Genomic DNA, 16,298 nt, shown 5'->3' on the forward strand with positions numbered 1-16,298 from the left:
ACAAATTGGTTTTGAAGAACGGTTTATTCCGGCATTTGGAAATGGCAGCGGGCAATGGCGAAAGGTTTTGACTCGTCTGCTTGCCAAGCTTCTACCGAAAGATTGGCTATGCGGCTGCCCTGGCGGGTAAGAATACAGCGGGCATAAGCGGCCTCAGGGCGGGCGGAGCGCAGGTAATCGATAGAAAAATTAATCATTTTGGGTATTTCGGTGAGCCCGGCTTGTTCGTACAGATAAAGTGCCGCACAGCTTTCCATAAAACCGCCGATCAAGCCGCCGTGCAGTGCGGGTAGGAAAACGTTACCGATGAGCTCGGGTTTGTAGGGCAGGGCGTAAATACGGCGGCCTTGGGCGTCTTGGCCGGTTTGCAGGCCGATAAATGCGGCATAGGGCATTAATGATTCGGCAGGCTCGGGTTGGCTTGCGGTGAAGTCGGGAGTCGCCGGAGACGGAGGCGGAAAGCGTTGGTACGATTGACCGGCATGTCGGCTGAAAAAGTTATGCAGCTGCTGTTTTTGCTCATCCGAGAGGGCTGTACGCATGAAAGTGGCGGTACTTAGAGCGATGGGATCGTTCGGATCGTCTTGATAGCAGCGAGTACGGACGAAAGCGACTTGCCCGGCCAAACGGTGGCAGGTGGCGCGGCAGAATACGGGCCGGTCGTTGCGGGCGGGGTGCATATAATCGATGCGCATATCCAGTGTCGCAAGCGCTTCGTAATCGGGCAGGTGGGCGGCAACGGCACAAGCAGAGGCAACGTCGATTAGGGCGCATACCGCGCCGCCGTGTATGGTGTGGCTATCGTTGCGTCCGACCAAATCGGCACGGTTGGCAATGCTTAAAATGGTTTGGCGGTTGCCGGTGTGTTTGAGTTTCAAGCCGATATCGAGACAGTGCGGCAAGGTTAGGTAATGTTCGGAGAGATAGCGGTAGACTTCGGGGTTTTGCGGCATGATTTATCCTTTGCAGTAACAATATTATTTTTATTTGTATTAAGTTTTTGTGCTTAACTTTCAGAGAGGCGCCGTGTCGTTGCCGTCTGAAAGCATTGTTTCGAATTTTTCGCTACCGTCTTGCAGGTGGATTTCGATGGTGTCGAAGCCTTCGTCTTGGATGATGCGTACCAAGCCTTCTTTAGCCAGTTCGAGTAAGGCGATAAAGTTAACAACAACATAGGCAATGCCCTGTTCGGGCTTGAATAATTCGTGAAACAAGCAGCTTCCTTGGCGCAGCCGACGCAAAATACTGCTCATTTGCGCGCGTACGGAAATGGCTTCGCGCACCACTTCGTGGCTTTGCGTGTGTTTGGCGCGGGAGAGAATAGCCAGCCAGGCTTGAGTAAGGTCGGCGGTTTGTACATCGGGCAGCTTGGCTTCAATGGCGATTTCAAGCGGCAGGTATGCCCATGCAAAATCACGGCCAGCACGCGGCAGAGCGTCCAAACCTTGTGCCGCCAGTTTCATTTGTTCGTAGGCAAGCAGGCGGCGTACCAATTCGGCGCGGGGGTCGGCAGCTTCTTCGTCTTCAATGCTTTCGGGCTGAGGCAGCAACAAGCGGGATTTGATTTCTATCAGTACGGCGGCCATCAGCAGATATTCGGCGGCCAAGTCAAACTGATGGGCTTCCATTTGGGCGATATAGTGCAGATATTGTTCGGTGATTTTGATCATCGGAATATCTAGCACATCAATATTTTGCTTGCGGATAAGATACAGCAGCAAATCGAGCGGGCCTTGAAAGCTGTGCAGTACCACCTTAAGCGCATCGGGCGGTATAAACAAATCTTGCGGTAAATCGGTTACCGGTTGGCCGAAAATCCATGCGACGGCATTTTCGGGGGATGAGGGCGGTGCAGAGACGGCTGGCTTATTCATGGGCTGCAATATGGTCGATGGCGGCTTGCGCACAATATAGGCCGAACGAAGCGGTTACCAACATGCTGGCACCGTAACCGGCGCAAGATAAACCTTGAGGGGCGGTATCGGTAGCGCAGGCTTCGCCCGATTGGGGCGGGGTAACGTTTTCGGTGGAATAAACACAGGGTACGCGCATTTTGGCTTGGGTATCTCGTGAAAAACCGTAGCGTTTGCGCAGAGTATAGCGAAGATTGGCCAACAGCGGATCGTGGGTAACACGGCTTAAGTCGGCAGTACGGATAAGGGCCGGATTTTTTTGTCCGCCGGCTCCTCCGCTCATAATAAAAGGTTGCTTTTGGGCGACAAAATATGCGGCCATAGCGGCTTTCACGCGGACTTGATCAATCGCATCAATTACGAAATCAAATTTTTCGGAAAAAATTTCAGGCAGGTTTTCAGGGGTTACAAAATCCTCAATTTCTACCACGTGGCAGCTTGGGTTGATTTGGGTAATCCGCTCTCCGAGTGCGCTGACTTTGGCTTTGCCGAAATCATCCGTAAGTGCGTGAAGCTGGCGGTTAACATTGGATTCGGCAACATTGTCTAAGTCAATCAAGGTAAGTTTGCCTATGCCTGAACGTGCCAATGCTTCGACTGCCCACGAGCCTACCCCGCCTACCCCGACCACGCAAACGTGGGCATTTGCAAAACGCCGTAGCGCTTCGTCTCCGTAAAGGCGGGCAATACCGCCGAAACGACGGGCCGAAACAGGTGGATGCTTAAGCATAAAATGACCTTGTGATAAATCAAAAACCAATAAAATAACAGCTGGCAAAACAATAGGAACGTATTATACTGCAAAGAAAGGGGTGAAACCCAATTATGCCAACGACAGCCGGCTCTTTGAGTCTGCATGAATCAGGAGGATAGATATGTATAAACATTTGGTTGTAGCGGTAGACGGCAGCAGCACCGCACTCAATGCTTTGAAACACGCGGCCGGCTTGGCTGTGGCGATTAATACCAAGCTGACTTTGGTCAATGTGGCCAATCCTGCCGAATATATGGCACTTGCTCCCGAATTTTTGCAGCATGAAAGCTATGAAGCCGCCGCTGTGGCCCAAGGGCATGAAGTATTGGATTTTGCGGTCAATACCGCTAAGGATTTAGGCGTGACCGATGTAGACAAACATCTTCTGGTAGCCAATAAAGGCGCGCGCGAGATGGCTCAGGAATTAGTAGATTATGCCGACTCGCAAGGTGCCGACTTGTTGGTGTTGGGTACGCATGGCCGTACCGGTTTGATGCACCTACTGATGGGCAGCTTCGCCGAAACAGTCATGCGCCAAAGTCATTTGCCACTGTTGGTAATTCGCAGCGAGGGTGAAGAAGAATAATACGCGTTGAATTTGGTATATTTTTATTAAAATGCCGTCTGAAAATTTTCAGACGGCATTTTTCAGATGGCTTTATTTCAATTTTAGTAACGACTCAACGTTTAATAAAATCATCTCATTGTCATCTGCTTTATTCGGATCTCGGCTGCTGGAGTATGGCAGGTTGTTATCGTTGCCAACAATAATATGTTTGTCATCGACTATATCGACATTTTCAATCGTAAAAAATGGAAATTTAAATACGCCTTCGCTTAGTGGTTTCTTGGCGATTTTATCCGGATCTTGAATATTGAGCAGATCGATATAACCTAATTTTTCCACGTTTTGGCCTATATTGTTTTTGCCGAATCTAACTAAATATACCCGTTTGAATTTAGGGAGATTGCTGAAACAGCGGGTAGTATCTTTATCCGTCGGCTTACAGGCTTTTTCGGTGATTCCCTCTCCGTTGTCTCTTTCTATGATTAAAGCACGGTTTGTATCAATCATATTGAAGTCGCCAATAGCATTACCATTGTCTTCCAGCGGGTATTTCCAGAAATTACCCGTCCATTTTTGTTTTTTTACATCAAACTCTAAGATGCGCAGGTAATTTTTTCCATTGTCGTTTTCATAGCTATTTTTATCGGCATCCCATAGAGCTCCCTCCAGCAGAGGATATAATATTTTCCCATCCACAGAAGCCCCCATTCCTTCAAAACCTTTAGAACGGTTGACTTCAAACTTCATCTTTGAGGCCGGGGTGGCCGGTGATTGTAAACTGAAGTGTTCCGGTGATCGGATAACTTTTCCGTTAACTTCGGTTTCAAAAATATTCAATACTTTGCCCGTCAAATCTGCTTGGATAAGGTAAGGGCCGAATTCGTCGCCAATCCAAATATTGCCTCCGATAATCTGTAGGCTCTCCGGATCAAAATCAGCTCCTGTTAAATAACGGGTTTCGGTGGATTCGTTAATAATATGGAAAGGGATTTTTTTATCGGGATCTTTTAAAAAAATGGTTTCAAGCGGAGAGAAAGTGTGGTTTTTAAAATCGATATGATAACGGGTGAGGTATAGCATAAAATCCGGCGAATTTTTTCGGTTTCCTGCGCCGTTATCTGTCAAAACCCAATAACTGTCGTCGGCCATTTTGGTAATGCCGGAATGTCCTTGAAGCGGTTGCCCGTCAAAAGGTAAAAATACACCTGTCGGGCGATTATCCGAAAAGCCTTCAATGCTGTTTAATTTTTCTGTTCGCTTGCTGGTAGTGAACTTCCCCGCATTTGTCAATACTTTAGGGGCATCGGAGGGGGCTTGTATAAAGGATTCGGCAGGTAATATAGCATGGCCGGCCAATATGGCAGGGTGTTCAATAGCAGCGGCCGAAGTATATTGTGCTATTGCGAGTAAGACGGTAGCGGTGAGAACAGATTTACAGGTTTTGAATGTCATGGTGGGAAAATCCTATAGGTTAAGTTTCAATGTAATTTTAGAAACTCAGTATGACAATCTTGTGGCTGTTGGGAATTTTATGGTGCGTTGATCGGTTTTATATATGGCATATATGCTATGCTTTAACTGCTATGTACTTATGATATTAAAGTATTTTATTTTTTAAGCACGTGATTTGTAAGTTATGGAATAGCCTCACATTAAAAGATATAACGCAACAAATTATTTTTAACAATCGTCCAATGTTGTACCGCAAAAATAAAAAATGCCGTCTGAAAATTTTCAGACGGCATTTTTTATTAAGCAATACGATAATGTTTTTGATAATTAGAGGAACCAACCTCGCACGGCTTCTAAGCCGCAGTGGTTAATACATAAACGGGCATTTTGTTGGGTTTTGGGTTTGGCCCGGTAGGCAATGCCGATGCCGGCTTCTTGAAGCATCGGAATATCATTGGCTCCGTCTCCCATGGCTAAAACCTGTTTCTTTCTCAAACCCAGTTTTTTACGGTATTCGGCCAGTAGTGATGCTTTGGCTTCGGCGTCGATAATACGCCCTTGCAAGCGTCCGGTCAGCTTACCGTTTACTATTTCAAGCGTGTTGGCATAGCTGTAATCAAGGCCGAGCCGGTTTTTCAAACGGTCGGTAAAAAATGTGAAACCGCCCGATACCAGCATAAATTTCACCTGATTTTTTTTGCACTCTTCAATCAGATATTCCGCACCGGGCGAAAGCTGTAAAACATAATCGTAAACTTCTTGGAATACGCCCTCTTCCAAGCCTTTGAGCAAAGCGACACGGTGGCGAAGCGATTGTTCGAAATCCAACTCGCCGCGCATTGAGCTTTCGGTAATTTCGGCAACTTGGTCTTTTAGGCCCACACCGGCGGCAATTTCGTCAATACATTCAATAGTAATCAGCGTGGAATCCATATCGCTGACAATCAATCCCAATTCGTTGAAGGGCATATCGGGTACTATGCCGAAATCGATCTGTTGGCGGGTAAGTTCGGCAGCTATGGGGTCGGGCAGGGTGTAATCAGGCTCAACCGCGATGCGTACGATACCGGGTGCGTAGGGTGTGGTTGCCGGTAAACCACCGAGTGTGTAGGAGGCAATATCGGGATGCTGTAAAACGAGAGAATAGCTCATGATGAGTGAAGGTGTGTAGTGGTAAATAAGGCTGGATTATAAAATAATCAGCACGAGCCGTCTGAAAAAATGTAAAAAACGCTTTCCGTTATGGAAAGCGTTTTTTGAAATCTGGCACGCCCACGGGGATTCGAACCCCGGTTGCCGCCGTGAAAGGGCAGTGTCCTAGGCCTCTAGACGATGGGCGCGTAACCGAAGGCAGAACTATACAGATTCATTGTTTTTTCGTCAATAGGGAAATAGCGGAAATATTGTGTTAGGCGTGGAGATTGGGCTGAAGTTGTCTGAAGGCAAGGGCAGGATGCTTGGCGGTTTGCTGTATAATACGGCGGTTTGGACAAAGAAATAATAAAGGATGCCCTTATGTGGTTTAAGCAAATCAGTTTTTACCCGCTCAATCTTGAAAAATTGCCCCAATTGGAAACTCTGGCGGCCAAGCTGGCAGAGGCGGAGTTTACCCCTTGTATGGGTTTGGACTGGTTTAGCGAGGGTTTTGCCGCCCCCGTATCTTTTTCACCCGAACCGGTGTTCCCGGCCGACTACACTTGGTTGGTGGCCTTGAAAAAAGAAGAAAAAGTATTACCGGCAGGTGTAATCCGCGATATTTTGGAAGAACGCGTGGCCGATATCCAGAATGCCGAAGCGCGTAATGTCGGGCGTAAAGAAAAACAAGAGCTAAAAGAGCAGATTACTGATGATCTGCTGCCGCGTGCTTTTACCCGCAGCAGCCGTATTCAGGCGGTTTTTGATACTAAGCACGGCTTTTTGTTGATCAATAATGCCGCCTCCGCCAAAGCGGAAACTATGTTGACTAAATTGCGTGAAGCCTTGGGCGGTTTGGAAGCCAGCCTGCCCAATACCAAGCAGTCTCCCTCAAGCTTGATGACGGAATGGCTGTTGCAAGGCAGTGCGCAAGGCGGGTTTGAGTTGGATAGCGATTGCGAGCTGAAAGGTACTGGTGACGTAGTACCAACCGTAAAAGTATCCAAGCAGGATCTGACCGCCGATGAGGTGGTGCAACATGTGAGAAATGGTAAAACGGTTACCCAATTGGGGCTGACTTGGCGGGATCAGATCAGTTTTATCCTTACCCAGGATTTCACTCTCAAACGTATACAATATCTGGACGTATTACAGGAAGAGGCTGAAAACCACGGCGATGATGCCGCCAGCTTGGCGTTTGCTTCGCAGATTTTGATGAGTGAAGCTTTGAGTACCATGATAGGCGAGTTAGTATCGTATTTAGGTGGCTGGCAGGAATAAACAGTTTAGGCCGTCTGAAAATAATGCGGTAGCGTGTATGAGATTGCGCGCGCTGCCGATTTTCCATAGAATAAACGCTATTTTCCCGCTTGGCGGGACTTATCCGCAGGGAAACAGAAAATGAGCATTAAATCCGACAAATGGATTCGCCGCATGAGCGAGGAATACGGCATGATTGAGCCGTTTGAGCCTAACCAGATTAAAGAAGTCAACGGGCAAAAAATTATTTCATACGGCACTTCAAGCTATGGTTACGATATCCGTTGTGCCAATGAATTCAAGATTTTTACCAATATCAACAGCACGATTGTTGATCCGAAAAACTTTGACCCGAAAAACTTTGTGACGGTAGAAGACGATTGCTGCATTATTCCGCCAAATTCGTTTGCATTGGCACGAACTGTGGAGTATTTCCGTATTCCGCGTAATGTGTTGACCGTATGTTTGGGCAAATCGACTTATGCCCGCTGCGGTATCATTGTTAACGTAACCCCGTTCGAGCCGGAATGGGAAGGTTATGTGACTTTGGAGTTTTCCAATACCACACCGCTGCCGGCGAAAATTTATGCAGGTGAAGGCGTTGCCCAAGTTTTGTTTTTCGAGAGCGACGAAGTATGCGAAACCTCTTATAAAGACCGTAACGGCAAATATATGGGGCAAACGGGTGTAACGTTACCGAAGACCTGATTTTTTGATATATATCTAAAATATATATTTATACAATGCCGTCTGAAAATTTTTCAGGCGGCATTTGATTTATGGTGGCGGTAGAATGAATCGGCAAGAAAATTTCGGATACGGAAGAGCCGGATAGGAAATGATAAATCCCCTGGAAAATTCGAAGGCTTGTATAGTTTGCCGTATGTGATCATGAAAGATGGAATTTGGCTTGGGCGATATGCGGTAAATTGTAGATTTGGCTATAAGCCATACAATTTAATTATATGTTTCTGAATATATTTCAGACGGCCTTATTTTTACATTGCATAGTTACGGTGCGGTTTGTTGCCTCTGCAACGAATAGTTCGGCCAGTTTGGTTTGTTTGTATCGGCTTAAGTGGCTTTTTCATCAGGGTTATTTTAAATTTTTTAACTACCCCTAGTTATCTAGGGCAGGCCTTTGATGAATACAATTTTGATATTTTTTATGATTTTATGAATGGTGGTCGGTGGTTTGCCTCTGATGTGGAAATATTGACGGGTCTCAGGCCATAAAAAATACCGCTCTTATTAAGAGCGGTATTTTTGCACAAATAAAATTATTTACGCAGACCCAAGCGGGTGATGACGTTGCGGTAAGTATCCGGTTGGGTACGGCGCAAGTAGGCCAGCAGACGGCGGCGTTGGCTAACCATTTTCAACAGGCCGCGGCGGCTGTGGTGGTCTTTAGCGTTTGCTTTGAAGTGGGGAGTCAGATCGTTGATGCGGAAAGTCAACAATGCGATTTGTACTTCAGAAGAACCGGTGTCGCCTTCTTTGCGTTGGAAATCTTTGATAATTTGTGCTTTTTGTTCTACGGTCAATGCCATTTTAAAACTCCGAAAATAAAATGAACCTCTCGGTTCGGACAAGTTTGCCAAGCCGAAACCTGTGCAAACTCCTGTATCTGCTAATTGCGGGAGCGCGCGGCTTCCGAAAAAGGCAGAATGCGGATTATGCCATAAATTTTCCGGTTTTGCATATGTTGCGTTCGGAAAATGTTGAATGTTATATAGGGCAAAAATTAGGAAGTGGTGTTCATCAGCCGAAGGGCTTTCAGACGGCCTTTGTCGGCCAAATAATCGGCCAAGCCGATAAATTCACCGTTTTCGCTGTAAATGCGGATAGGCGTGTTGGTCGGCAGGCCGCTGTTTTTAAAGGCGGGTTGTTGGCCGAATTTGAGCATTGTAACGGCATTCTCTGCCAATGTGATGTGAGGCAGGTGTTGCACCAAGGCATCACAGGGCAGTAGGAGTGCATCGCGTTCAGCTTCATTTAATGCTTCGAGTGCTTCAAGCGTATGGGTTTGATCGATGGCGAACCCGGCGGTTTCCGTACGGCGCAGGGCGGTGAGGTGGGCGAAGGTGCCGATGTGTTTGGCGATGTCTTCGGAAAGGGTGCGGATGTAGGTACCTTTGCTGCACCGCACATCTATTACGGCTTTTGGGGCGGTAAATTCACGGATGTTAATGGCATAGATGGTAATGTCGCGGGCTTTTCGTTCGATAACGATGCCTTTGCGGGCATATTCGTAGAGCGGTTTGCCTTCGTGCTTGAGAGCTGAAAACATAGGGGGCACTTGACGTATCGCGCCCGTGAGTGCGGTGCAGGCATCTTGGAATTCTGTAAGGCTGATATCGCTGCGGGCGGTATCAATAATTTCGCCCTCGGCATCTCCTGTGCTACTGGCCTCGCCGAGTTTGAGCGTGGCGGTATAGGCTTTGTCGGCATCCAGCAGGTATTGGGCGAATTTGGTAGCCTCGCCGAAGCAGACAGGTAGCAGGCCGGTAGCCAGCGGGTCGAGTACGCCGGTATGGCCGGCTTTTTCGGCACGGTAGAGACGGCGGGCTTTTTGCAGGGCGGTATTGCTGGACAGGCCTTGGGGCTTATCCAACAGTAATACGCCGTTTACGGGGCGTTTGGCTGTTTTTGCGGGTGTATTCATTGGCGGATAAGTAAAAGGCCGTCTGAAAAGTTTCAGACGGCCTGTGGGGTGAGGTTAGTCGTCTACCGGCTTTTCTTTGGCTACTTCATCAATCAGATGGGAAATGCTCATGCCGCGTTCTACCGATTCATCATATTTGAAGTGCAGTTCGGGCGTGCGGAATACGGTAATACGTTTGCTCAGCTCGCTGCGTAAGAAGCCCTTGGCGTGTTCGAGTGCTTCGGCAGTTACCTCGCGGGTGTTGTCGTCAAGCACGGTGTAGTAGATGGTGGCGTGGCTGTAATCGCGGGTAACTTCAACATCATTGATGGTGATGAAGCCGGCGCGCGGATCTTTTAAGCCGGTACGGACGAGTTCGGCCAATTCGCGCATAATTTGCTCTTTAACGCGGTCGACTCGGGCATAGCCCCGTTGCGGTTTTCTCATGTGTTTATTCCTTTTTATGCAAGGCCGTCTGAAACGGTTTGATGCGAATGTTGGCATTATAACTGCTTTCATCGGCTTTCGGGCGTGCTTGAAGTGCGTTAGAGTAGGTTTGGTTTCAAATACTGGTAGTAAATGTAAGGATTTATTATGGCACGAAAGGTAAAAATCGGATTGGCGGGGTTCGGTATGTCGGCTCAGGTATTTCATCTGCCGTTTTGGCGGGCAGACGGCCGTTTTGAAGTGGTGCGTGTGTTCGAGCGCAGCACGGACAGGGCGCATGAGAAATTGCCGTATGCGTTAACGGTGCGTGAATTTACCGGCCTGCTTGCCGATGATGTCGATTTGGTCGTGATTACCACGCCTAATCAAACGCATTTTGAGTTTGCCAAACAGGCTTTAGAAGCCGGCAAGCATGTAGTGGTGGAAAAGCCATTATGCGCGACGGCTGCCGAGGCGGCGGAATTGGCGGCATTGGCTGAAAAGCAGGGAGTTGTGTTAACGGTTTATCAAAACCGCCGTTGGGACAGTGCGCCGCTGACGGCAAAAAAACTATTGGCGGAGGGGTGTTTGGGTGAGATTGTTGATTGTGATATCCGTTTCGAACGCTATGCCGAAGGTTTGAATAAGAAACGCTGGAAAGAAACGGGCGGTGCAGGTGTGGGGCTGGTGTATGATTTGGGCGTACATTTGGTGGATATGGCGGTAGATTTGTTCGGTATGCCTGCTGAACTTTATGCTGATGTGCGCTACCAGCATGAGGGTGCGCTGAGCGACGATTATTTTCAAATACAGCTTTATTATCAAAACGGTAAGAAGGTATGCCTCACGGCCGGAAAATATATGCGTGAGGCCGGGCCTTTTTTCAGCCTGCACGGTAAGAGAGGCTCGTATGTGAAACATGAGGCCGACAACCAAGAGGCATTATTGGTATCGGGTGCGGCGGTAAAGCCCGGTTGGAATGTGGAGAGTGAAGCGGAGCAGGGTATTTTGCACACGGTGGTAAACGGTGAGGTAGTTCGCTGCCTGATACCTAGTGTATCGGGAGATTACGGGGCTTTTTACCGCAATTTGTATCAGGTGTTGCATGAAGGTGCGGGCTTGGCCGTTACCCCTATTCAGGTAGAAAAGGTATTGGGTTTGTTGGAAAAGGCGTACCAAAGTGCTAACAGTGGTAAACGGCTATCGGTATGCGGGTAATTAAACTGTTTTGCTTGCCGCTCCGGTTTTACAGATTTATTTTGAGTATGTAAGTTTCGGGGCTGTTCCGGATTAGTCGGAGCAGCCCCGAGGTACTTTATTTCAAGCGTTGTGTCAAAAACGGAATTTTAGATACCAGTAGTTTATCAAGCAGCCAGATAGCGGCAATGACTATAGCGGCGGCCGGAAATATCAGCGCAATGGCCAGTAAGATAAATGTTGCGCTTTTCCATGAGGGCAGTGGTCTTCCTTGTGCGGGCGGTACTAACCCGACGGCATCTTGAGGGCGCCGTTTCCACCACATGATCATGCCGGTGATGCACATTAATACGACAGACAAGCAGAATACGACGTTCAACGCTATGCTCCACCAACCCAGTGTACCCATGTGCAGGGCAATACCGACTGCCATCAATTTGCCGATGAAGTTGTAGTCATCGTAAGAAATATCGGCCAAAATTTTGCCGCTGTAGCGGTCGATATGTACGGTGCGGTCGGCTGTCGGGTTGGGGCTGTCGTAGCTCATCGAATCTTGGTTGAGTGTCCATACGCCGGTTTCTCCCTTGGGCAGATATAGTTGGTAGCGGCCTTTGAAGCCGATTTCGCGGGCAAAGCGGTCAACGGTATCTAAAGTAAGCGGTGCTTTATCAATATCGATGCCGTCTGAACCTTTGGTGCTGCCCGAGGCGGGAAGGGGAGTCAAATCCAATACCCACGGAATTTCTTTGGTGGAGCCGCCGTTAAGATCGCCATGTGTTAAGGAGGAGAGCGGCACGGGTTCCACTCCCCATTTGCCAGCCGGAAATTGAGACCATGCTTGTATCATTTTGCCGCCCCAAATGCCTGCCCAAGCCAAACCGGAAAGGCAAAACAGCAAAAGCATAACCGATACCCAGCTACCCACTGCGGCATGAAGGCTGCGCCAAAAGACACGCTTACGCCCCATTTCGGGTAACAGCATGGCTTTAAGGCTGCGCTGTTTGTGCCACCAAAGATAGGCTCCGGTGAGAATCAGCAGAATGGTAAGAGAGGCGGCCGCTTCCATTATAAAGTCGCCGGCAGTGCCGATCAGCAGATCACCATGGATATTGTCGAGCAGGTGGTAAATGCTTTGGTTACGCGGATAGGTGTCGACAACAGTGGCGGTATAGGGATTAACTGCCACCATCGTGGCATTGCCATCGCCGTCGTTTACTCTGAAAACCGCTACCATATTGTCGGCCCTCGGAGCGATGTATTGGGCGACCATACCTTGGGCCGGGTCTATTTTGTCTAATGCAGCCTGAGCTTGTTGGGACAGCGGCTTGACTGTTTGTTGTACGGTAACGGTTTGCCGTTCGCCGTCTTTGCCGCTGATATTGGCAAACAGCATCATCAGCATTCCGGTTACGGCCAAAATGATCAGAAACGGGGCAGCCAGCATGCCGGCATAAAAGTGCCAACGCCAAATCAGCAGATAGCGTTGCGGGTCGGGTTGTTTGGAAGTAGGAGACATATTTTGGAAACGTAAAGTATATTTTAGTGTTAAGCCGCAGCATTATCTGCAACATCGGCAAAAAGCACAATGCGGCAAATTGTCACAGTTATATTTCAGACGGCCTGAGTATTTGCCGAATGGGCAACCGGTTTGGCGATATAATCTGCTTATAATTTTTTACTTTGCCTGATTATGCTTTATCTTTATCAATCAAACCGTCTTGAAACGCTGGCCGATATATTTTGTGTTTTGCATCAGCAACTGCCTTTGAGCCAAGCCCTAGTGCCCGAGGAAGTCGTGGTGCAAAGTCAGGGTATGCGCCGTTATCTAAACCAATATCTAGCAGGGAAAACCGGTATAGCGGCCAATTTACGATTCAGCCTTCCTGCCGGATTAAGTTGGCGGCTGATGCGCGAATTACTTCCCGGTATTCCCGAATTAAGTCCGTTTCATCCCGAAGTATTGCGTTGGCGGTTGTTTGATTTGTTTCAAAACAGCGCTTTTCACGAGCAATCGGTATGCCCCGCCGCTTATCGGGCATTGCACGGTTATTTAGGCAGCAGCGATACGGCGGCTTACCAATTGGCCGGGCAGTTGGCCGATATTTTTGACCAATATCTGGTTTACCGTCCGCAATGGATAGAAAGTTGGCAGAGCGGCGGCTTGTATGGTTTGGGTGATGATGAAATCTGGCAGGCGGAATTGTGGCGTTATCTGGATAATGGCGGCAACCACGCACCGCATCGGGTAGCATTGTGGCAGCAGCTGCTCGGTGCTTTGGATGCCGAACATTTGCCCGAGCGTTTTTTCGTATTCGGCATTGCTACCATGGCGCCGATGTATTTGCAGCTTTTACAAGCTTTGGCCGAACATTGCGACGTACACATTTTCGCTCTAAACCCCAGCAGCCATTATTGGGGTAATGTTATCGAGGCTGCCCAAATCCTGAAAAGTGAAGAGGATACCGATCTTTCCCAAAGCGGTCATCCGCTCTTGGCCTCATTGGGTAAGCAAGGGCGTGATTTCTTCGATGCCCTTACCGAGGCGGGAGTCGCGCAGGAGCGCAGTTTTTATGTTGATAGTGAAAGTCAAGCCGGAATGCTGCAGCAATTGCAGCAGGATATCCAAAATCTGGTTTTACCCGGCAGCGAGAGGAGTTGTCTGCCCGACGGTACTATCCGTATCCGTTGCGCACACAGCCCTTTGCGGGAATTGCAGATTTTAAAGGAGGAGTTGCTGGAGGTGTTGGCGGCAAACCCTGACTGGCAGCCTCATGATATTGCCGTGCTGACTCCTAATATCGAACCTTACAGCCCTTATATAGAAGCTGTATTCGGGCAAGCGCAGGGTAGTGCGCAGGCATTGCCGTATTCGGTTTCGGATGTGCGTCTGAGCCGCCGTCAGCCGCTTTTGTATGCGCTCGAACAGATTCTTGCCTTATTCGACAGCCGTTTTGAGGTTGATAAAATATTGCCTTTACTGGAAAGCAATCTGATATTGCGCCGCTTCAATCTTACCCACGAAGATTTACCGCTGCTTCACACAATTATTGCAGAACTGAATATCCGTTGGGGTTTAGATGGAAATATGCGGCGAAACCACGGCGCAGACGATAATTTATTTACTTGGCAGCAAGGTTTGGACCGGCTGGTGTTGGGCTGGATGTTGCCCGAGGGAGACCTGTCTTTATGGGAGGGTGTCAGTGCCTGGCACAGTGAGCCGAACCAATTGGCCGTACTCAGCCAATTCAGTGCGTTTTTGAATACGCTTGCCAAGCATTACCGCCTATGGCAGCAGGCAGCAGATACGGCACAATGGTGCGTCCGCGTGCGCGGTTTGTTGGGCGAATTGTTTGCGCCCGAAGGAGACGATCAGGCCGCCGTACAACAAATCGAACAGTCGTTGGTACGCTGGCAGGAAGAGGCTTCATTGGCACAGTTTGAAGGGGCATTGCCGCTACACACCGTTATCCGCCATATCGGGCGCTTTCTCGACAGTGAAAGCGAAGCGGGATTTTTACGTGGCGGTATTACGTTTTGCAGCATGGTACCGATGCGCAGCCTGCCGTTTAAGATGATTTGTTTGCTAGGTTTGAACGACGGAGATTACCCGCGCAATACTAAAGCAGCCGGTTTCGATTTGATTTCGCGTTATCCGCAAAAAGGCGACCGCGCCCGCCGTGACGATGACCGCTACTTGTTTTTGGAGGCCATCTTAAGTGCGCGCGAAATCCTTTATTTGTCTTATATAGGGCGTGATATTCAAAATAATGAAATACTTGCTCCTTCATCTTTGTTGAGTGAATTAATCGATACGCTGGCGGCGATGGCAGGTATGCGCAGCAGCGAATACGGTAAAAAATATATTGTGCAGCACCCGTTGCAGGTATTTTCCCGTCGCTATTTTAATGCGGAAAGCGGCTATAGAAGCAGTCGGTCGGATTATGCGGCTGCGTTGAATCAGCCCGTAATCAGTAGACGTTCGTTTTTTGACGGTGCTTTTACCAAGCAACAAGATACGGCAGAAACTTTGATTACCCAGTCGGATTTTCTCAGCTTTTGGCGTAATCCCGTCCGTGCTTGGCTGCAAGGGCAGTTGGGGTGGAGGGAGCCTTATCGTGATGAAGCATGGGAGGCAGCCGAACCGTTCGAACCGAACCGGTCTGATATCGTTTATGCCGAATATACAGAGGCGCGCCGTACTCATGCGGATTTCGGCAGTGTCGGACACCGTTTGCGCGCACAAAGTTTGTTGCCGCCGGGAGAGTTGGGGAGGCTTTGGCAGCAGCGTTTTGAAATTGCGGCGAAATCGTTAGACGGAACGCTTTGTTTGAGCCGTAAGTTGCCGCCACAAGCTTATACTCTGATGCTTGCCAGATATACGCTTGAGGGTAGTTTGGGTCATTGTTACCAACACGGACAGATTTTCTTTCTTGATAGTCAGCCCTACGCACCGCAAAAAATCAGCCTGTATTTGCAACATTTGATTTTTTGTGCGGTCAGGCCGTCTGAAAGCCCTTGTTTCGAAAGTCATATTTTGTATCCCGATCATCATGCCAAGTTGTCGGCAATCACTCAAGAAAATGCTTGTAAGCAGCTTGAAAAGTGGTTGGATTATTTCAGAATCGGGCAGAGCAGGCCGCTTCCGTTTTTTGCGAAAACCAGTTTTGCCGTAGCGGAAAGGTTATTGGCTACCGATGATAGGGAAGCTGCTGAAAATGAAGCGTTTTCACAGTATTTGGGCAGCAAAATGAGCAAGGGGCAATGCGACTATACCGAAGTACGGTTGGTATTCGGACACGATGATGCATTACCTATTGAAACGCCGTTGTTCTGGAACTTGATTGAGGATTTGGTGGTTCCTTTGCTGGAAGTTTTGGCTACTGATAAAACAGAAGATAGTGGTACCGTATAAAAAATGCCGTCTGAAAAATTTCAGACGGCATTTTTTAT

At 48.5% G+C, this 16,298-nt stretch carries 14 protein-coding genes and 1 tRNA gene; 5 read left to right on the forward strand and 10 right to left on the reverse strand.

Annotation, left to right across the window (positions count from 1 at the left end):
* Positions 1-23: 23 nt before the first annotated feature.
* From LVJ86_RS01835 to LVJ86_RS01845, 3 genes are read right to left on the reverse strand one after another with little or no spacing between them, the layout of a single operon-like run.
* Positions 24-953, reverse strand: a complete 930-nt coding sequence (locus LVJ86_RS01835; protein ID WP_075968061.1) for a PaaI family thioesterase — start codon at positions 951-953, stop codon at positions 24-26.
* A gap of 60 nt (positions 954-1,013) precedes the next feature.
* The gene (locus LVJ86_RS01840; RefSeq protein WP_047759890.1) at positions 1,014-1,874 is read right to left on the reverse strand and encodes a segregation and condensation protein A; all 861 of its coding nucleotides are present in this window, start codon (positions 1,872-1,874) and stop codon (positions 1,014-1,016) included.
* Positions 1,867-2,643 carry a tRNA threonylcarbamoyladenosine dehydratase gene (locus LVJ86_RS01845; protein ID WP_047759889.1) on the reverse strand — a complete coding sequence of 259 codons (777 nt, stop codon included), beginning with the start codon at positions 2,641-2,643 and terminating at the stop codon, positions 1,867-1,869. Before LVJ86_RS01845 ends, LVJ86_RS01840 begins: the two co-directional genes overlap by 8 nt.
* A gap of 145 nt (positions 2,644-2,788) precedes the next feature.
* Between LVJ86_RS01845 and LVJ86_RS01850 the strand changes: the two genes are divergently transcribed.
* Positions 2,789-3,253: a universal stress protein gene (locus LVJ86_RS01850; protein ID WP_047759888.1), complete on the forward strand. Its 465-nt coding sequence runs from the start codon at positions 2,789-2,791 to the stop codon at positions 3,251-3,253.
* 72 nt (positions 3,254-3,325) lie between these two features.
* On the opposite strand, the gene LVJ86_RS01855 is transcribed toward LVJ86_RS01850, so the two are convergent.
* The 3 genes from LVJ86_RS01855 to LVJ86_RS01865 form a co-directional block, all read right to left on the reverse strand.
* Entirely contained in the window at positions 3,326-4,687 is a 1,362-nt protein-coding gene (locus LVJ86_RS01855) for an esterase-like activity of phytase family protein (protein ID WP_047759887.1), read from the reverse strand.
* 327 nt (positions 4,688-5,014) lie between these two features.
* The gene (serB, locus tag LVJ86_RS01860; RefSeq protein ID WP_047759886.1) at positions 5,015-5,839 is read right to left on the reverse strand and encodes a phosphoserine phosphatase SerB; all 825 of its coding nucleotides are present in this window, start codon (positions 5,837-5,839) and stop codon (positions 5,015-5,017) included.
* Positions 5,840-5,951: 112 nt separating this feature from the next.
* Positions 5,952-6,027: transfer RNA gene (locus tag LVJ86_RS01865), tRNA-Glu, on the reverse strand.
* 175 nt (positions 6,028-6,202) lie between these two features.
* Between LVJ86_RS01865 and LVJ86_RS01870 the strand changes: the two genes are divergently transcribed.
* Both LVJ86_RS01870 and dcd read left to right on the forward strand, forming a co-directional pair.
* Positions 6,203-7,102, forward strand: coding sequence for a recombination-associated protein RdgC (locus LVJ86_RS01870; RefSeq protein ID WP_047759885.1), 900 nt, complete (start codon positions 6,203-6,205; stop codon positions 7,100-7,102).
* 120 nt (positions 7,103-7,222) lie between these two features.
* A complete protein-coding gene (gene dcd / locus LVJ86_RS01875) occupies positions 7,223-7,789 on the forward strand; it encodes a dCTP deaminase (RefSeq protein ID WP_047759884.1) in 567 nt (188 codons plus the stop codon).
* A gap of 572 nt (positions 7,790-8,361) precedes the next feature.
* Here the strand turns inward: dcd and rpsO are convergent.
* The 3 genes from rpsO to rbfA all read right to left on the reverse strand — a co-directional run bounded on the left by rpsO (position 8,362) and on the right by rbfA (position 10,172).
* Positions 8,362-8,631 carry a 30S ribosomal protein S15 gene (gene rpsO / locus LVJ86_RS01880; RefSeq protein WP_047759883.1) on the reverse strand — a complete coding sequence of 90 codons (270 nt, stop codon included), beginning with the start codon at positions 8,629-8,631 and terminating at the stop codon, positions 8,362-8,364.
* A 194-nt stretch (positions 8,632-8,825) separates the two neighbouring features.
* Positions 8,826-9,746, reverse strand: a complete 921-nt coding sequence (gene truB / locus LVJ86_RS01885; protein WP_047759882.1) for a tRNA pseudouridine(55) synthase TruB — start codon at positions 9,744-9,746, stop codon at positions 8,826-8,828.
* Between the two features lie 54 nt (positions 9,747-9,800).
* Positions 9,801-10,172, reverse strand: a complete 372-nt coding sequence (gene rbfA / locus LVJ86_RS01890; protein ID WP_047759881.1) for a 30S ribosome-binding factor RbfA — start codon at positions 10,170-10,172, stop codon at positions 9,801-9,803.
* A 147-nt stretch (positions 10,173-10,319) separates the two neighbouring features.
* On the opposite strand from rbfA, the gene LVJ86_RS01895 reads away from it, so the two are divergent.
* Positions 10,320-11,369, forward strand: a complete 1,050-nt coding sequence (locus LVJ86_RS01895; RefSeq protein WP_047759880.1) for a Gfo/Idh/MocA family oxidoreductase — start codon at positions 10,320-10,322, stop codon at positions 11,367-11,369.
* 97 nt (positions 11,370-11,466) lie between these two features.
* Here LVJ86_RS01895 and LVJ86_RS01900 read toward each other — a convergent pair whose 3' ends face one another.
* On the reverse strand, positions 11,467-12,864 hold the full coding sequence (locus LVJ86_RS01900; protein ID WP_047759879.1) for a PepSY-associated TM helix domain-containing protein: 1,398 nt from the start codon (positions 12,862-12,864) through the stop codon (positions 11,467-11,469).
* A 174-nt stretch (positions 12,865-13,038) separates the two neighbouring features.
* Here LVJ86_RS01900 and recC point away from each other — a divergent pair, with 174 nt between their 5' ends.
* Positions 13,039-16,260 (forward strand): exodeoxyribonuclease V subunit gamma, encoded by a 3,222-nt coding sequence (gene recC / locus LVJ86_RS01905; RefSeq protein ID WP_047759878.1) that lies wholly within the window; start codon positions 13,039-13,041, stop codon positions 16,258-16,260.
* Positions 16,261-16,298 lie beyond the last annotated feature (38 nt).

It is taken from the genome of Neisseria arctica (genome assembly GCF_022870905.1).
Taxonomy (GTDB): domain Bacteria; phylum Pseudomonadota; class Gammaproteobacteria; order Burkholderiales; family Neisseriaceae; genus Neisseria; species Neisseria arctica.